Source organism: Methanobacterium veterum, from assembly GCF_000745485.1.
Taxonomy (GTDB): Archaea; Methanobacteriota; Methanobacteria; order Methanobacteriales; family Methanobacteriaceae; genus Methanobacterium_D; species Methanobacterium_D veterum.
The window spans coordinates 156,145-172,864 of record NZ_JQJK01000015.1 but is presented as its reverse complement, the minus strand read 5'-3'; the positions used below and the strand labels follow the sequence as shown (position 1 = coordinate 172,864).

8 protein-coding genes are annotated in these 16,720 nt (G+C 33.8%); all 8 read right to left on the bottom strand.

Annotated features, from left to right (window positions below; all coding sequences use genetic code 11):
* Positions 1-14: 14 nt before the first annotated feature.
* Entirely contained in the window at positions 15-1,232 is a 1,218-nt protein-coding gene (locus tag EJ01_RS08175; protein ID WP_157203588.1) for a hypothetical protein, read from the bottom strand.
* A gap of 47 nt (positions 1,233-1,279) precedes the next feature.
* A complete protein-coding gene (locus tag EJ01_RS08170) occupies positions 1,280-2,278 on the bottom strand; it encodes a tetratricopeptide repeat protein (protein WP_052375985.1) in 999 nt (332 codons plus the stop codon).
* Between the two features lie 63 nt (positions 2,279-2,341).
* The gene (locus EJ01_RS08165) at positions 2,342-3,346 is read right to left on the bottom strand and encodes a tetratricopeptide repeat protein (RefSeq protein WP_052375984.1); all 1,005 of its coding nucleotides are present in this window, start codon (positions 3,344-3,346) and stop codon (positions 2,342-2,344) included.
* 23 nt (positions 3,347-3,369) lie between these two features.
* The gene (locus EJ01_RS08160; protein WP_052375982.1) at positions 3,370-4,320 is read right to left on the bottom strand and encodes a tetratricopeptide repeat protein; all 951 of its coding nucleotides are present in this window, start codon (positions 4,318-4,320) and stop codon (positions 3,370-3,372) included.
* Positions 4,321-4,596: 276 nt separating this feature from the next.
* On the bottom strand, positions 4,597-5,100 hold the full coding sequence (locus tag EJ01_RS08155) for a tetratricopeptide repeat protein (protein WP_048081881.1): 504 nt from the start codon (positions 5,098-5,100) through the stop codon (positions 4,597-4,599).
* Between the two features lie 51 nt (positions 5,101-5,151).
* On the bottom strand, positions 5,152-14,214 hold the full coding sequence (locus tag EJ01_RS08150) for a right-handed parallel beta-helix repeat-containing protein (protein ID WP_048081880.1): 9,063 nt from the start codon (positions 14,212-14,214) through the stop codon (positions 5,152-5,154).
* Between the two features lie 521 nt (positions 14,215-14,735).
* Positions 14,736-15,236, bottom strand: a complete 501-nt coding sequence (locus EJ01_RS08145) for a fumarate hydratase C-terminal domain-containing protein (RefSeq protein ID WP_048081879.1) — start codon at positions 15,234-15,236, stop codon at positions 14,736-14,738.
* Positions 15,237-16,466: a tyrosine decarboxylase MfnA gene (gene mfnA, locus EJ01_RS08140; RefSeq protein WP_084689182.1), complete on the bottom strand. Its 1,230-nt coding sequence runs from the start codon at positions 16,464-16,466 to the stop codon at positions 15,237-15,239. It lies immediately after the preceding gene.
* Positions 16,467-16,720 lie beyond the last annotated feature (254 nt).

Genomic DNA, 16,720 nt, shown 5'->3' with positions numbered 1-16,720 from the left:
TAAAATAAAATAATTTATGTTGTTGCAAAGTAATCTGCAATGTTATTATATGCTACGGAACCATAATCATCAATTTCAGGACTATAACTGTTCACAATCACTGAAGCACGACTAGGCAGTACAGTGTATCTTAGAGCATTTTTAGCAGCTTCTTCTCTTGTGTCTCCAAATGCTGTTCTTATTACTCTTTTGTTAGTTCCATATTTAATATATTCTACAGTACTCATATAACCCCCGGTGAAAGTACCGCCACCCCATTTAGGCATATTTGTAATCACATAACTCTCAGAATTTCCTGCAACTGTTGTAACACTCTTTTTAGCCCCAGCTTTTGTGACATAACTGATACCAAGCCTACCAGCAACACCACCTTCAGCTCCAATAAATGGTACCAAAGAAGGCCCAACATTCAAACCAAAGTTAATCCATCTAGATGTAGTCCATCCTTCATCCAGATCAGAGGCATAATAAGAACCTGCTACTCCCGCCAATATTAACGCACCACCAATAAACCAACCTGGCGGGCCTCCTAGAATCATCGCTGCCACTCCAACAGATATTGCTGCACTGCTTGCAAGTCCAAGCACTGTATCTTCCATGTCATTTTGACCCCAGTCCGCGGCTACTGCTTCCCCTGTTTCTATGGCCCTATTTATAGCTGGTCCATTATTAATTATTATATTACCTAAATCATTACCCCATTCTGCCTGCTGGTTTTTGTAACAGTAACTTCCGCAGCTGGTTTCATTTCCCGTTAAAAGGTCCATAACAAGACCAGTTTCCGGGTCAATTAACAATATCTTTCCATTGCTACCAACCGCTTTAATAACAATATAACCATTACTTTCAAATATTTCTAACGGCTCACCACTAAGCATCAGGTCACCCAACCCAATTGTTACACTACTCCACACATTTGGACCAATTATTGTCCCATTCTGGTCAGGATTAGGGAATAATGACGCCATAACCCAGTACTCAATCGGTGAAAAGGAGGATGAACATGCAAAACGGAACGCCCTCACATTATCAGGATCCCCAACTACATCCATACCCATCCTGTGACTCATTTCCCCAGTAAGAAGCGTGTTATAAGCATCATCCAATGTAGAAACTACAATTGGAGTGGTACGAATCCAGGTAACATTAAATTTGGAAGCTGCATCTGCCACCATATCATGACACTTAATCACCAGAAGCGCCTCCAAAAAGGTTCCATACGCTGCTTTCATGGGTCCTTCTGGATAAAGAAGAGTTCTATTTACATCTGAAATATGAATTAAGATTTGGAAGATGAAATCTCTTTTACCCACTCTTTAGCATTTTCATGCCTATGATTCAGCTTCAAAACCATTTCAAAACATTTAAGAGCATCATCGCATTTTTTAAGTTCAACCAAACTCAAACCTTTATTATAATAAGCACTAGAATAATCCAATTTTATTTTTAAAGCTTGATCAAAAGAATTTATAGCATATTCATGGTCTCCTAATTCAGCAAATATATTACCTTTACTATTCCATGACTCTTCATTATTAGGTTCTAACTCTAAACTTCTGTCAAAACATTCTAGCGCTTCATTAAATCGTTTAAGTTTCTTTAAACTATGGCCTTTGTTAAAATAATACACTGAATTTTCAGGATCAATGTTTAATGCTTTTTCTATGCATTTTAAAGCTTCATCTTCTTGATCAATGTCAGCGAAAATAATACTTTTGTTATTCCAGGCCTTTGAATCATTAGGATTTGATTCTAAAACTTTTTCAAAACACCTTAAAGCTTCATCATATCTATCAAAATGTTGAAAAATAACACCTTGGTTATACAATGCTTTCTCATTCGTTGGATCCAAGACTAAAATGTTATTATAAACTTTAAGAGCTTCATCACATCTTCTAAGTTCAACCAGAACATTACCCTTATTATACATCGCATTAATTTTATCTGGATCATATTCTAAGGCGTTATTAAAACAAAAAAGAGCATCATCCAATTTACCTAACTCCACATTAAAACAGCCCTTATTGTACCACGCATCACTATCCTGTTTAATTTTCAAATATTCATCTAAACAATTTATTGCATCATCATAATTGCCCAATGATTCAAGAACAATACTTTTATTATACAACACTTCAGTGCTTTCAGGGTTCTTTTTAAGTAAACTATTATAGATCTTCAAAGCCTCGCCATATTTATCCTGATCTGCTAGTTTTCCTGCTCTTTCAAAATCTGATTTAAAAGTGTCTTTATTTTTAAAAAAATTAAGAAATCCCATTTCATTCACCCGTAAGCTACAAATTAAGATTTATAAGACACAATAACTTTTTTGCATTTATGGTTAAGGAATATGTTTTAAAGATAAAATTTCTTTTACCCATTTTGCAGCGTTTTCATCAGTAGGATCCAATTTCAATACCTTTCGAAAACATTCAATGGCTTCATCGCATCTTTTAAGTTCTACCAAACTTAAACCTTTATTATAATAAGCATTAGAATAATTAGGGTTTATTTTAATAGAATGATTAAAATAATTCACAGCATCATTATGCTTACCCAGTTCAGCAAATATGTTACCCTTACTATTCCATGACCCTTCATTATTAGGATCCAACTCTAAAACTTTATTAAAACATTCTAAAGCTTCATCATATCTTTTTAAATCCATTAATGTTTGGCCTTTATTATGATAAATTTCTAGGTCACATCCAATACTCAATGCTTTTTCAAAGCAAACCATTGCTTTTTCAAGTTTACCATTACGAGCAAAAATAACACCAATATTGCTTAAAGCATCTGAATCTTTTGGATTTAATTCCACAACCCTTTCAAAACAGTTCAAGGCTTCATCAGTTTCACCAAAATGATGAATAATAAGTCCCTTATTATACCACCCTTTATCATCCATAGGATCCAGTTCTAAAACTTTATTAAAAGCATTTAAAGCTTCTTCACATTTCCTAAGAGTAAATAAAATATTTCCTTTATTATACCATACATTAGCCTTTTTTGGATCATATTCTATGGATTTATTATAACAAAAAAGAGCGTCATTTAAATTATCCAATTCTTTCAGAAGCCAACCTTTGTTGTACCATGCACTTGCATCTTCAGGTTTAAGTTTCAAATATTTATCTAAACAATTTATTGAATCATCATAATTACCTATTGATTCAAGAACAATACTCATATTATACAAAACTTCAGTGCTTTCAGGGTTCTTTTTAAGTAAACTATTATAGATCTTCAAAGCCTCGCCATATTTATCTTGATCTGCTAGTTTTCCTGCTCTTTCAAAATCTGATTTAAAAGTGTCTTTATTTTTAAAAAAATTAAGGAGTCCCATTTTATCCCCCAATAAACTACAAATTAAGATTTATAAGACAAAATAGCTTTTTTTGCCTTCTTAGCAGGCTCAAAATCAGGATCAAGTTCTAAAGTTTTAGTTAAACATTTTAAAGCCTCTTGATTCTTTTCAAGTTCTCCTAAAACAATGCCTTTATAATAATATGCCATTATATATTGTGGATCAATTTTTAAGGCTTTATCTAAACAATCAAGAGCATATACATACTTATCACCTTGCAAAAAAACAAGTCCTTTAACAAGCCATATTTTTGCATTCATGGGTTCTAATTCTAAAGCTTTATCAAAACATTCTAATTCTTCATTATACTTTCCAAGGTTTCCAAGAACAATTCCTTTATTAAACCATGCATCAACGTACTTTGAATCTAAATTTACTGCTTTATTATAACATTCAATAGCTTCTTCAAATCGCTCAAGATCTTTTAAAACATTGCCCTTATTATACCACGCTCGAAATTTATTTGGATCTAATTCTATAGATTTATTATAACACAAAATAGCTTCTTCATTTTTTCCAAGATTTCCAAGAGCATTACCCTTATTATTCCATAATTGATACATGCTTGGATCAAGATTTAAGGCATTATCATAACACTCAATTGCGTTTTTATATTTTCCAAACTTTTCAAGAGTAATAGCCTTATTATACCACGATTTAACATCTTTTGGATCTAACTCTAAAGCATTATCATAAGCACTCAAAGCATCCTCAGACTTCCCCATCTTTCCAAAAGTAACCCCTTTATTGTACCATGCTTTAGCATACTTTGGATCTATTTTGAGAATTTCATCATAACACTCTAAAGCCTCTTGATACTTCCCTTGCTCTTCAAATTCAATCCCCTTTTTAATAAGTGAATTCTTCTTAAAACCACTAAATAAACCTATAATAAACACCTCCCACAAAATAAAGATGAGTTTTTTTAATGCCCTATTCAATTTAGAAATCAAGGTAATCCATGTTTCAAACCAAAAGGTATAAAAAGAAGAATCTGAGTTTTGCGTTCAGATTCATTTAACTCATAAGACATTTTGAAAAAAAATTTTAGAAATACTCCTTTGTCTCATTTAAACACCTGCATCCCAAACTCCCCTTTAAAATCTATATTAAAAGCAATAAATATAATATTTTCCATTTAATTTTTATTATTACTTTAGATGCTATTTTAAAGAGATTAATAACACTAAATTTATGTTTATACACTTTTAAAAGGTTTAAAATAAAATTCACGGCATTCTGTAAGAAGCTTTAAGAAGCTTTTTAGACTCTTTAGCAGGCTTAAAATCAGGATCCAAATCCAAAGCCCTATCAAAACAATTTAATGCTTCATGTAAATGTTGACATGGCCCCGATAATATCAAACCTTTAACATACCAAGCTACAACATTTTTCGAATCCAATTCCAAAGCCTTATCCAAACAACTAATAGATTCAGAAAATTTTCTTTTAAATAATCCTAAAACTCCTCCTTTCTCAACCCATGCATCAACATATTCTGGATCTAACTCTAAAACTTTATTGAAACATTCGAGAGCCTCATCAGATTTACTATTTTTTCTAAAAACAATTCCCTTATAAAAAATGGCATCAATAAATAATTGATCTAACTCTAAAACTTCATCATAGCACATTAATGCTTTATCAAATTCACCATTTTCCAAGTAGGTATTAGCCTTTTTAAATAAAGATTTTTTATTATATTTATTCTTAAAACCACCAAATAAACCCATATCTATATCCTCCAATACCTAAAATTATGATATATTATTATTAGAATTTTGTTAGGGGAATGCACTACCCCCACCTCCACCAAAACCTCCAGAAGTAGAATTATTTAAATCATAATTCTTATATTTTTGGTAGGATTCCTCAATAGTATCATAAATAACTCCCCTTGTCAATACAGATAGCAACCCAAGACCAACACCAGTACCAGCAGCACCTTTAGCAAATGCCACAGGATCTCCAGCCAGTATACCTTTGTACATATCAATAGATTGCTTTTTAATGAAACGGAACGTATTTAAAAACGTATTTGCCCATTCTGTTGAATTTCCATCAGAACCACCAGTTCCAAGATTTTTAAATGCTTGTGGTCCCCAAAAATCCCATAATGTTGTTTGTGCGTCATCAAGTTCATCATCACAATCAATTTTGTTTAAAAAATCAATTGTTTTCGAAATATCAACATTAATCTTATTTGAACCATATGATACTGACGAAATTAAAAACCCAATCGTTTTTGACGCGGAATTATATACTAAATCTTTTACTGTTTGAACATCTTGATTGAAATCTCGGTGCGGCGGCCAGTTATACTTATCACATAAATAATTACCAACCACAAACGTTGTAATACCTACTCCAATAACCGCTGCAGTAAGCGGATTTTTTGCAAACCTTGTTAAACTAGCCAAAACCTCTGCAGCAGGACCATCTACACCAACATATTCAAAAATTGACATTAAACTACCACTTCCCTGAAGAATACTACCCGAACTACCAAACATATTCAGATTTATACCCAATATCGGAATAAAACTCATCCAAGGAATATTTTCAATACCATTAATCAGCTTCTCACCCAGATCATGAGCCCATTCAGCCTGCTGGTCAGAATAACACCAGCTACCAGACAAACTAGAATTCAAAACCATAACATCCCTCAAAATACCAGTCTCAGGATCCAAAACCAAAAACAAACTATTATCTGCGGACTTCATCACAAAATAACCATTACTCATAAACAAGTCAACCATTTCACCATTAAAAATCATCTGCCCCAAACCCATAACAATAGAAGTACTATTACCACCAGGGAATAATGATTCACCAACCATATGCTCAATCGGGTTAACAGCAGACGAACAAGCATAACGGAAAGCCGTAATGTTACTTACATCCCCAATCACATCCATACCAAAACGATGACTACACTCCAAGGTTAAAACCGTACAGTAAGCATCATCAAAAACAGAAACTATTATAGGCGTAGTCCGTGTCCATGAAACATTGTATTGAGCTGCTGCCTGGTCAGCAACCATATCATGACACTTAATCATCAAAAGAGCCTCTAAGAAGGTTCCATAAGCCGCCTTCATAGGACCATCCGGATAAAGAAGAGTACCATTTACATCAGTCCTGTCCTTTTGATCCAACCAGTACTGCAAGATATCATCTGTAACTTTAGTTGTAACAATTGCAAAGCTTCTAACGCCTTCATAACCCGCATATTTATAAACAAGAGAAGTAGGATTGACCGGATCATCTACATGGAAGTATCCCCCATTCGCATAAATCATAGTACTAACTCTAGAAATAGGATTGCCAGTGAAATCAAGGTCTATTAACTCATTACTATCTGGGTCTTCAACTGTGATCTTTTTAGCAGCGTCCCCTGGATACTTAATATAAGTTGCTATATCATCAGTGAAGTACCTGTGGTTTGCAATCATGTTCATTTCACTATTTGTAAACCCATTATTCTCTTTAATTATATTTAATATTCCAATTTCCAGGTCATCACCTGTTAAATTCTGTAACTCTGGGTTTTGTTGAATGATACTTTGCAGTGCCATTTTAGAAGCTGCTGACTCTGAAAAAAGCCAGTTTAAAAAGTTTACATTGTACCAAACTTTCGGAGAATAAGAATTTTTGTAATAAAGGTAATTTATATTTGAAACTGTTCTGTTTAAAACCACAGCCCCATTTACAATTAAGTCCACTTCATTCTGGAACACTCCAAAATCAGAGCTGGTGGACTTCCACAGCACACTCACCCAGCTAACAGACTCATTTAAAGGCAGTACATAAGACAAAGAAAGCGGCTGACCAGTAGATAAATCAATAGCAGTACTTGCAATGAGTATAGTTGCATTGGCACTGCGATCAACTGCGGCAGACACATTTTGCCCATCTACATTTGCAGTTACGTTTGTTAAACCTGATTGTAAGTTTGGATTCAGCACCAAAGTAGCTGAAGCTTCGCCTTTTACTGTAGAACTGCTATTGGTGATAGTGCCATTATCTGTTGTGAAATTAACTGGTATACCTTCTGGAATGTAAGTTATAGTTGAAAGATACTCGCCGTTGCTGTTGTGATTTAAGTCTGCTGTGATGGTAGATTCATAAATCTTACCATCAGAAACCTTATAGGAAGTTGGGGTGATTGTAAGAACCAACCATGGATTGTAAAGTACAGATCCACTTATCACGTAAATAGCACTGGGTTTTGCTGAAGACACTGCAGGATTATTGGTTCCCCACCAGTTATTGGTAGCATTCACAGTACCACCCCTGCTTAAAAGTCCATATTCTCCATTTCCAACTATCCTATTGAAATGAAGGTCTCCTGAAGAGTTGTATAAATAAATACCTTGATATGTGTTATTTTTAATATCATTTGATGTTACTGTGAGATTATTTGAATACTCAGAGAGAATACCACAGTCATTGTTTGCAAGATTATTTCCAGATATAGTGGTATTGTTAGCCTGGTAAAGATAAATACCCCTCAACATACTGTTTGTTATGTTATTTCCTGATAGGAGAGTGTTGTTCGAGTATTCAAGGTCAATTCCCCCCAAATTATTCTGTAAAATGTTCCCTGAGACCGTACAGTTTGTGGTGGAGTTCAGGAAGATCCCATACCCAAAGTCACCGGTGCTGTTTAATCCATTTCCTGCAATAGTATTATCTAATACATAGCAGCTGCTAACTCTATTTAGGTAAATAGCTGATGAATGTGTCGCACCTGTGATTGTAAATCCATAAATCATAGAATCACTGCAGTCATTAACAGTGAAAACAGGGTTTGAAGAATTCAATGCCTGTACAGTTACATTACCCTCAGAGATTATGGTGAGGTTTTTATTTACAACAATATTTTCAATGTATGTCCCGTTTGTAACAAAGATAACGTCACCATCAATGGTTAAAGGATCATTGACAGCTGATTGAATACTGCTGAAAGACTTATGAAACGCTTTAGAGACCTGCCAGTTATTCACTGTAGCTGCAACTGTTGTTGCACCATCTGAGGAACTAGATGTGAGAATTACTATAGCCCTACCACTTCGAATGGTCCCAGTACTGTTTATAGTTCCCAGCGTAGTGGTGAAATTCACAGGCAGACCATCAGGTATTGTTCCCGAGGAAGAAGTATCATTCCCATGGTTATCCTGGGTTAGATCAGCAGTTATCTCGCAGTCAGATGTACTGTTATGTGTCACAGTAATCATAGAACCAGTTAAGCTAAGCACTAGCCATGGATCATATGTTACAGTTCCTCCAGCTATGTTAATGTCACTGGGACTGGTTAATGAAACTACAGGATTGTTAGTTCCCCACCAGTTGTTAGTGGCATTTAATGCTCCATTACCCATATTATAAAGCCCGTAAAAAGTATTTCCAGTAATTATATTGAAATTAATGTCGGCAGAGGATGATGTAGCTTTAATTCCATTTTGATGGTTATCTGTTATAGTATTTTCATAAATTGTACAGTTACTGGAATTGTTGAGTTCAATTCCATTCATTAAATTGTTCTGGACGGTGTTTGCCATTATCAAAGTGTTTCCTGAGTTATAGAGATAAATTCCATGGCCAGAATTATTGGTGATAATATTGGAATATATGGTGTTGTTGTCTGAACTGTTAAACCAGATTCCTCCCATTAAATTACCAGTTAAGTTGTTGTCCCATATCGTATTATTCGTTGAACTGGCAAGAAGCAGCCCATAATAATTACTGGTCAAAATATTCCCCATAATAGTGCAGTTGCTGGCATTGTTGAGATAAATGCCTGACGAGGATGTTCCATTAGCACCAGTTAAAGTAAATCCTAAAATTAAAGATCCGTTTCCGCCCGAATTAATAGTGATAATAGGGCTGTTTGGACTTGCAGCCTGAATTGTCACGTTTCCATCATAAGGAGTTATTGTGAGGTTCTTATTTAACACAATATTTTCAAGGTAAGTCCCATTTGCAACTACAATAATATTGCCATTAACAGTTAAAATATCATCAATGGCATTTTGTATACTGGAATAACCCAAACCCGTGTTGAGATTACCTACAGGTGAAAAGATATAATATTTAATACCTACAGGAGATTTATTACCTGTAAAATCAACTGCCATGAATTTCAAAGTAGTAGTTGTGGTTAGGAGAATAGGGCCAACATATACTGTACTTGAAGTTGTTGGAGTGCTGCCATCAGTAGTGTAATAAATAACAGGATTTGAATCAACGGCATCCGATGCTGTTAAATTCACATATTGAGTAATATTGTAAAGTCCAGTGGCGAGAGTTGCATTTACAGTTGGTGCAATTGCATCAATAGTGATATTCATCTGTAAAATTTGCCCATCCAACGTAGCAGTGACACTTGCCACTCCAGAAGTGACTGTTCCTGAATTAAATGTTAATATGGCCTTTCCATTCCTAGTATAAACTGGACTAGCCATGTTACCTAATGTGGTTGTGAAATTTACAGGTATATTATCCGGGACATGACCTCCCGACGAAGTATCAGCACCATTACTGTTATGAGTTAAATCAGCGGTTACTGTTGAATTACCATTAGTTCTTGTAGGATTAGCAGTTAAGTTTAATACTAACCATGGATTGTAGGTTACTGTTCCTCCATTGTTGCGAATATTGCTTGAATTAGTTGTGGGGTCTGTATTTGAACCCCACCAATTATTTGTAGCATTTACAACCCCACCATTCGCATTGTAAAGCCCATAATTTCCACTTACTACAATCCGGTTGAAGTTAATATTGGCACTGCCATAATAATTACCAATAGTACTACCTTCCATTGCCGCAGTGTTACCAGTAAAACCACTTCCAGTAACATTCATAGTTCCCTGCCAGTTGATAATTGCACCACAAACATGCTGCGCAACATTATTTGTGAAAACACAATTATTAACGTTTAAAACGTTGTTACTGTTTATAGCACCACCATCATGAATTGCAGTGTTACCCATGAAAGTACTGCCAGTTACAGTTAAATTGCCATCATTACAGATAGCACCACCCCAATAAGCAGTGTTATTTCTAAAAGTACAGTTAATTACAGTTAGATTACCCCTATTATAAATAGCACCACCAGGACCAGATGCATAATTACCGTTAGCAAATATCAAGTTAAAAATTGTAACAGTCACACCCGGATTCACCGTAACAATAGAACTTAAAGAATTCACAGCTTGTATTGTCACATTTTCTCCAGGAAAGGCCATTATTACTATCCTTTTATTTACAACAATATTTTCCCTATAAGTTCCACTCATAATCTCAATAACATCACCGTCAGAGGTTGAAAGATCATCAATTGCCGCTTGTATGCTAGAAAACCCTTTCTGAGTTACAGTATTGTATATATTAAATATATTAACCGTTTTAGAAACTATCTGGTTATCTAAAGTGACAGTAATATTAGCTATACTATTTACAGTAGAATTAAGTTGGGATACGGCTTTTCCATTAATTGTATTTACATTTCTTACAATTATTCCATAATCTGTAGTGAAATTAATAATTATTCCATCGGGGACGTGCCCTAACTGTGATAAATCAGTTCCATGATTATTATGTGTTAAATCCGCAGTTATATTAAAAGTACCGTTTATACAGTGCACAGAATTCACAGCCAATACAATCCATGGGTTATAAATGACATTTCCACCTAAAATGCATATATCGCTGACATTACTGGAAGATACAGTTGGATTATTAGTACCCCACCAGTTGTTAGTTGCATTTACAAAGCTGCTATACGCATTAATAAGTCCACCTACACTGTTTCGAGCAATTCTGTTGAAATTAACAGTTGCTGGGGAAAAGTAGAGATAAATACCATTTTGATTATTAATTATGGTATTTTCAGTTATTCTAGTACTGTCTGAATTATCTACGTAAATTCCTGCATAATGGTTATTTGTTACGTTGTTTCTGGAGATTGTATTATTACTTGAATAAAGAAGAGTAATTCCATTCAGAATGCTATTTATCGCATCATTCATAGATATAGTGATATTACTTGCATTTTGAAGGGCAATTCCTTCAGTATTATTTGTCACATTATTTCCAAATATAATATCATTACGTGAATTATAAAGGAGAATTCCGTTTTCAGTATTGTTTGTTATGTTATTTTCAGATATAGTGCTGTTATTTGAATAACCAATAATTATTCCACCGTAAATCGTCCCATTTATACCATTTTTCGTTACATTATTTCCAGATATTAAAATACCATTTGAATAAGTAATGAAAATGCCCATTTGATCATTATCTGTTACTTTACTCCCAACTAAGGTTGTATTATTGGAACTATCAGCACAAATCCCACTAAGAACATTATTCGATGCAATATTTCCAGATACACAATTACCATTAGCAAGGTCTAAATAAATTCCATGGTGAACATTATTAGTTGCATTATTTCCAGATATGGTGTTATTATTTGCATATCCAACAATGATTCCATTTAAGCCATTGAATGATGCATCATTTACAGATATAGTGTTATTATTCGAGCTATCGAGACAAATTCCATCCAGAATATTATCTTTTACATTATTTCCAGATACAACAGTACTGTTTGAATTGTAAAGGTAAATTCCTCTATCATTGCCTGTTACATTGTTTCCAGAGATAGTGTTATTGCGTGCATCATTGAAGAAAATTCCACTAATACTATTGCAGGTTATGTTATTTCCGGATACTCGATTAGTACTGGAATATTCGATATGAACTCCCACTACAGTTACATTATTTCCAGATATGCTATTTCCCGATATAGTGTTATTATTGGCATAACTAATGTCAATTCCGTTATGGACATTGGCAGTCAAATTATTTCCAGATAATGTGTTGTTATTTGCATATCCAATGGCAATTCCATCCGCATTATTTCCAGTTACATTATTTCCCGACACAATAGTACTGTTTGAATTGTAGAGAAAAATTCCTTCTTGAATGTTGCCCATTACATTGTTTCCAGACACAGTGTTATTATTGGCATAATAAAGAACAATTCCATTACCTGTGTTGTTTGCTACCTTATTACCAGATATCGCATTGTTTCGTGAATAGTAATTAATAATTCCGTTCCCGCCATTGGCTGTCACATTATTTCCAGTTATATAATTATTGTTTACATTTTCAAAATAAATTCCATCATGAGCGTTGCCCGTTATATTATTTCCAGATATACGGGTACTGTTTGCATCGATAAGGATCCCATATAAATTATTTGTTATAATATTTCCAGTGACATTGCAACTATTAACATAAGAGCTTATATAAACACCATAAGAATTAGTAGCCCCCCGTATAGTGAAACCCTTAATTAAGGAACCGCTTCCACCATAAAAAGCAGTAACTGTAGGGAGTGATGAATTTGATGCTTGAAGTATTACATTTCCACCATAAGCGGGCATTAAACTAAGCCTTTTACTTATAACTATATTTGCAGCGTAAGTGCCTCCCCCTAACAGTATAGTATCGCCATTTGAAGTAGTAGCATCATTTATAGCGGCTTGTATAGTAGAGAACGTTTTCTTGGTTCTGGTATTGTATACACCAGATATAATAGTAATTGTTTTATTAACTGTTTGTCTGTCTAATACAGCCGAAACAGTAGCTGTACCTGTTGTTGTACCTGAATTAAATGTAGCAGTTGCCTTACCATTTCTTGTAGATACAGGACTGCTAATGGTTCCCAATGTTTTGGAAAAGTTTACTGGTATACCATCTGGAACGGTGCCAGAGGAAGATGTGTTAGTTCCCTGATTATTACGAGTTAGATCTGCAGTTACACTGGAAGAACTACTTTTAGACACAATATCCGAAGAACTGCCAATAGTAAGTACAAGCCATGGATTGTAGGTTACTGTTCCCCCATTGCCATAAATATCACTTCCACTACTTGATGATACTGTAAGATTGTTAGAACCCCACCAATTATTTATTGCATTTGCTGTTCCATTTACAGAATACAATCCATGTACAGTATTTCCAGTTATTTCATTGAAAGTGATAGTAATAGCTGAATTAAGAATGTAAATTCCATAATTATTATTTTTTATAACGTTACTCCTAATTATATTGCCATTTGAACCATTTTGGATATTTAACCCAAAAGAAGTGCTACCGGCTATAGTATTTTTCTGGAATATGTTATTATATGCATTATTTAATCCAATTCCATAAGAACCCGTGTTTGTTATAGTGTTATTTTGAATAGTATTGTAATTACCTCCACTAAGGAGTATTCCTCGCAAATTACCAGTTAAAATATCATTCTGTACAGTATTATTGTTAGAATTTAAAATAATTCCAGAATAAGTGCTATTTGCTATTGTATTCCCCAATACAATATTATTACTCGAACTACCATAAACATAAACTCCATAATAATTACCATTTAAATTATTTCCAGTAATATTACAACTTAAAACCCCATTTAAATAAATTCCCGAAGAGTTAGTGGCACCAATAATTGTGAACCCCTGAATAAAAGCACCCGTTCCCAGTGAATTCACTGTAATAGATGGTTTTGAAGAATTAGAAGCCCTAATAGTTACTTTACTGCCAGATTTAGCTTTTAATTGCAGTGTTTTATTTATAATCAAATTTCCAGTATAAGTATAAGCAGAACCGTTGTTATCATTAACAATAATAGTGTCATTAGACGAAGCATTGTTTATAACAGACTGAATACTGTCTCCAGGATTAACAGTATGATTAGCCGCTGAAACAGTTCCAGTTATCGAAATTAACATTAAAAACATGCTTATGAGTATAATAAATACATATTTTTTCTTCATAATGACACCAAAAGTGTGTTAGTATGAAGCATTATATAATACTATTTATTACATATTTATTATTACATTTAGAGTCAAATTTATCCTTTTTGTAATAAAAAAACACATAAATTAATAATTTTTAGTTAAAAAATACTTATTTTTTAATAATTTTTATCCAATACTGTTAAAATATTAGTAATGTAATTCCAAAACATATTAAGAAGTATTATTTTATATAAAGACTAATTTTACATGATTAATTAATTATATAACTTATTATATGTTTATTTAAAATAAATAATAGTTAAAACTCATATAATACAAAAATAATTTTATTAAGGTAAAATTAAATGAAATTAAGTCATAATACTACTCCTTAATTCTTATAATATTAATCAAAAAGTAATACTTTTATTATTACTAAAATTACCAAATTATAACATAAATATTAAAAAAATATTAATTGTACTGTTTAATTTTTATTATTACCCTCGTCTTAATTTAAAAAAGAGATTTGTAATTTATAACAGGAAAAATATTCAATAAATAGACTCCCCATGCGCAATCGCAACAATACCCGGAAGCCCATTAACTTCCAGTTCGTGAATTGCCTCCATTCCTTCTTCTTCAAATGCAACCACTTGTTTTGAAACCACTTTACTTGTAAGAAGGGCGGCAGCAGGAGGGGTTACAACAAAAATAGACCCCCATTTATCAAGTGCTTTAATTGTTTCCTCGCTTAATCCCCCTTTTCCAATATGGATCTTTACTCCTGCCTCTGAAAGAAAGGGAATACTTTCCTCGATTTCTTCTTTGTTACTTGTAGTAGGTGATATCCCAGCATCACTTACTGCAGTGTGCATTATAGCAGAACCCTCGATATCAATTAGCTTTTCGCCGTTTTTAATCGATCTAATCAATTTTGGGAGTGCGGCATCCCTACCGGTGTAGATTTTGCCGCGTATTTCTATCCTGTCTCCCACTTTAAGATCCTTGATTACATCATGAGTTGCTGGAGTTTTAATTATTTTTGTGATCATTTATTTACCCTGTAGTGTTTTATCAACTAAGTTTAAATGCGTCTCTCTTTCATCATCTTGAGGCACGCCATTTAAAACATGCTTTGCATGAATCTTAGATAGGTCATCTGTAAATTCTTTGACATGTTCCATCTTAACATGAGGCATTACAACAATTCTTATGGCCCTAGGGTAAGATGATACTGAAACTGCCCATCCCTCTTCTTTAAGTTCATCTACAATAGTATCAATCTCTATTTCATTTGAATCAAATGCAACAAGGTTCAATTTAGGCTCAACCATTAAGTTAAAGCCTGATTTTTTGATTCCTTCCGCCAGGTATTCTGTGACTTCCATACATCCTTTTGCAATCTTACAGTACCCATCTTTTCCAAAGTATTTGAGCAGTGCCCATGTTGCGGCGGTAGATGCACCTGTTCTTGTACCCACAATTGTAAACTGTTCCTTATCTGTAAGGTAAGGTGTTTCAGTGCTTATGCTTTCAAGGTAGCTCCTATCTCTAAAGATAATTCCACCAGTTGGAATTGGGGCAAGGCCCATTTTATGAGGGTCTATAGTAATAGAAGAAACTCCTTCAAGCGAAAAATCAAATTTAGGAAGATTACGACCACTAAGACCTAAAAATGGAATTGTAAATCCTCCAAATGCCGCATCAACGTGCAGGTAAATATTTTCTTCCAGGCACAGTTTGGAAAGCTCTTCTATAGGATCAATTACTCCAAGTTCAGTTGTTCCTGCAATACCAACCACTGCCACAGTCTTGTCAGATATAAGCTCTTTTACAGAATTTACATCTACCCTATAATTTTCATCAAGTTCCGCTTCCCTGAGTTTTAAGCACAGCATATCTGCCGCCTTTTTAAAGGAAAAATGAGCAGACTTAGGAACTATTATCTCCGGATCTTTAATGTTGCTTGAATTTCTTGCCGCCCTCATTGCCATTATGTTTGCTTCAGTGCCGCCAGTTATAATATGCCCACAGACATCTTCTTTACCAAGAAGGTTTCCGAGCATCTGGATTACTTCTTTCTCCATCTTCCGGGTACCTTTAAATAAACCGGAATCACCTAGATTAGACTCTAAAAACATTTTATATGCTTCAAGGCCAACTTCATGAGGACATGTGCACATTGAACCTAAAATTCTTCCTGATCTGTAGGTCATGTCCTCCTCTTTGAATTCTTTGAGTTTTTCAGATATTTCCTGTTTTGTGATTCCTTTTTTATCCATTTTAACTCCCTGAAAAATAATTGTTATATAAACTTTAAAATATGATTTTGAAGTGAAAAAACATATGGTTTTTCAAATATTAAATTTTACCTTGAATAATTTAAAGTTGAGAAAATATTACAAAATACAAATAGTATTTTCTAAAATTCTATTGGATTTTGAGTTAAAAAAAATCTCTCAAAAACCTTCGGTTTTTGGAGCGCAAAAAACTATGTTTTTTGCAAGCTATCGAAATCTGTGATTTCGATGCATCG

What these genes read in the sequence shown, in the direction of transcription:
- mfnA (WP_084689182.1), bottom strand. Translation starts at nt 16,466, where the DNA reads ATGGATAAAAAAGGAATCACAAAACAGGAAATATCTGAAAAACTCAAA.
- EJ01_RS08150 (WP_048081880.1), bottom strand. Translation starts at nt 14,214, where the DNA reads ATGAAGAAAAAATATGTATTTATTATACTCATAAGCATGTTTTTAATG.
- EJ01_RS08170 (WP_052375985.1), bottom strand. Translation starts at nt 2,278, where the DNA reads ATGGGATTTCTTAATTTTTTTAAAAATAAAGACACTTTTAAATCAGAT.
- EJ01_RS08155 (WP_048081881.1), bottom strand. Translation starts at nt 5,100, where the DNA reads ATGGGTTTATTTGGTGGTTTTAAGAATAAATATAATAAAAAATCTTTA.
- EJ01_RS08175 (WP_157203588.1), bottom strand. Translation starts at nt 1,232, where the DNA reads ATGAAAGCAGCGTATGGAACCTTTTTGGAGGCGCTTCTGGTGATTAAG.
- EJ01_RS08145 (WP_048081879.1), bottom strand. Translation starts at nt 15,236, where the DNA reads ATGATCACAAAAATAATTAAAACTCCAGCAACTCATGATGTAATCAAG.
- EJ01_RS08165 (WP_052375984.1), bottom strand. Translation starts at nt 3,346, where the DNA reads ATGGGACTCCTTAATTTTTTTAAAAATAAAGACACTTTTAAATCAGAT.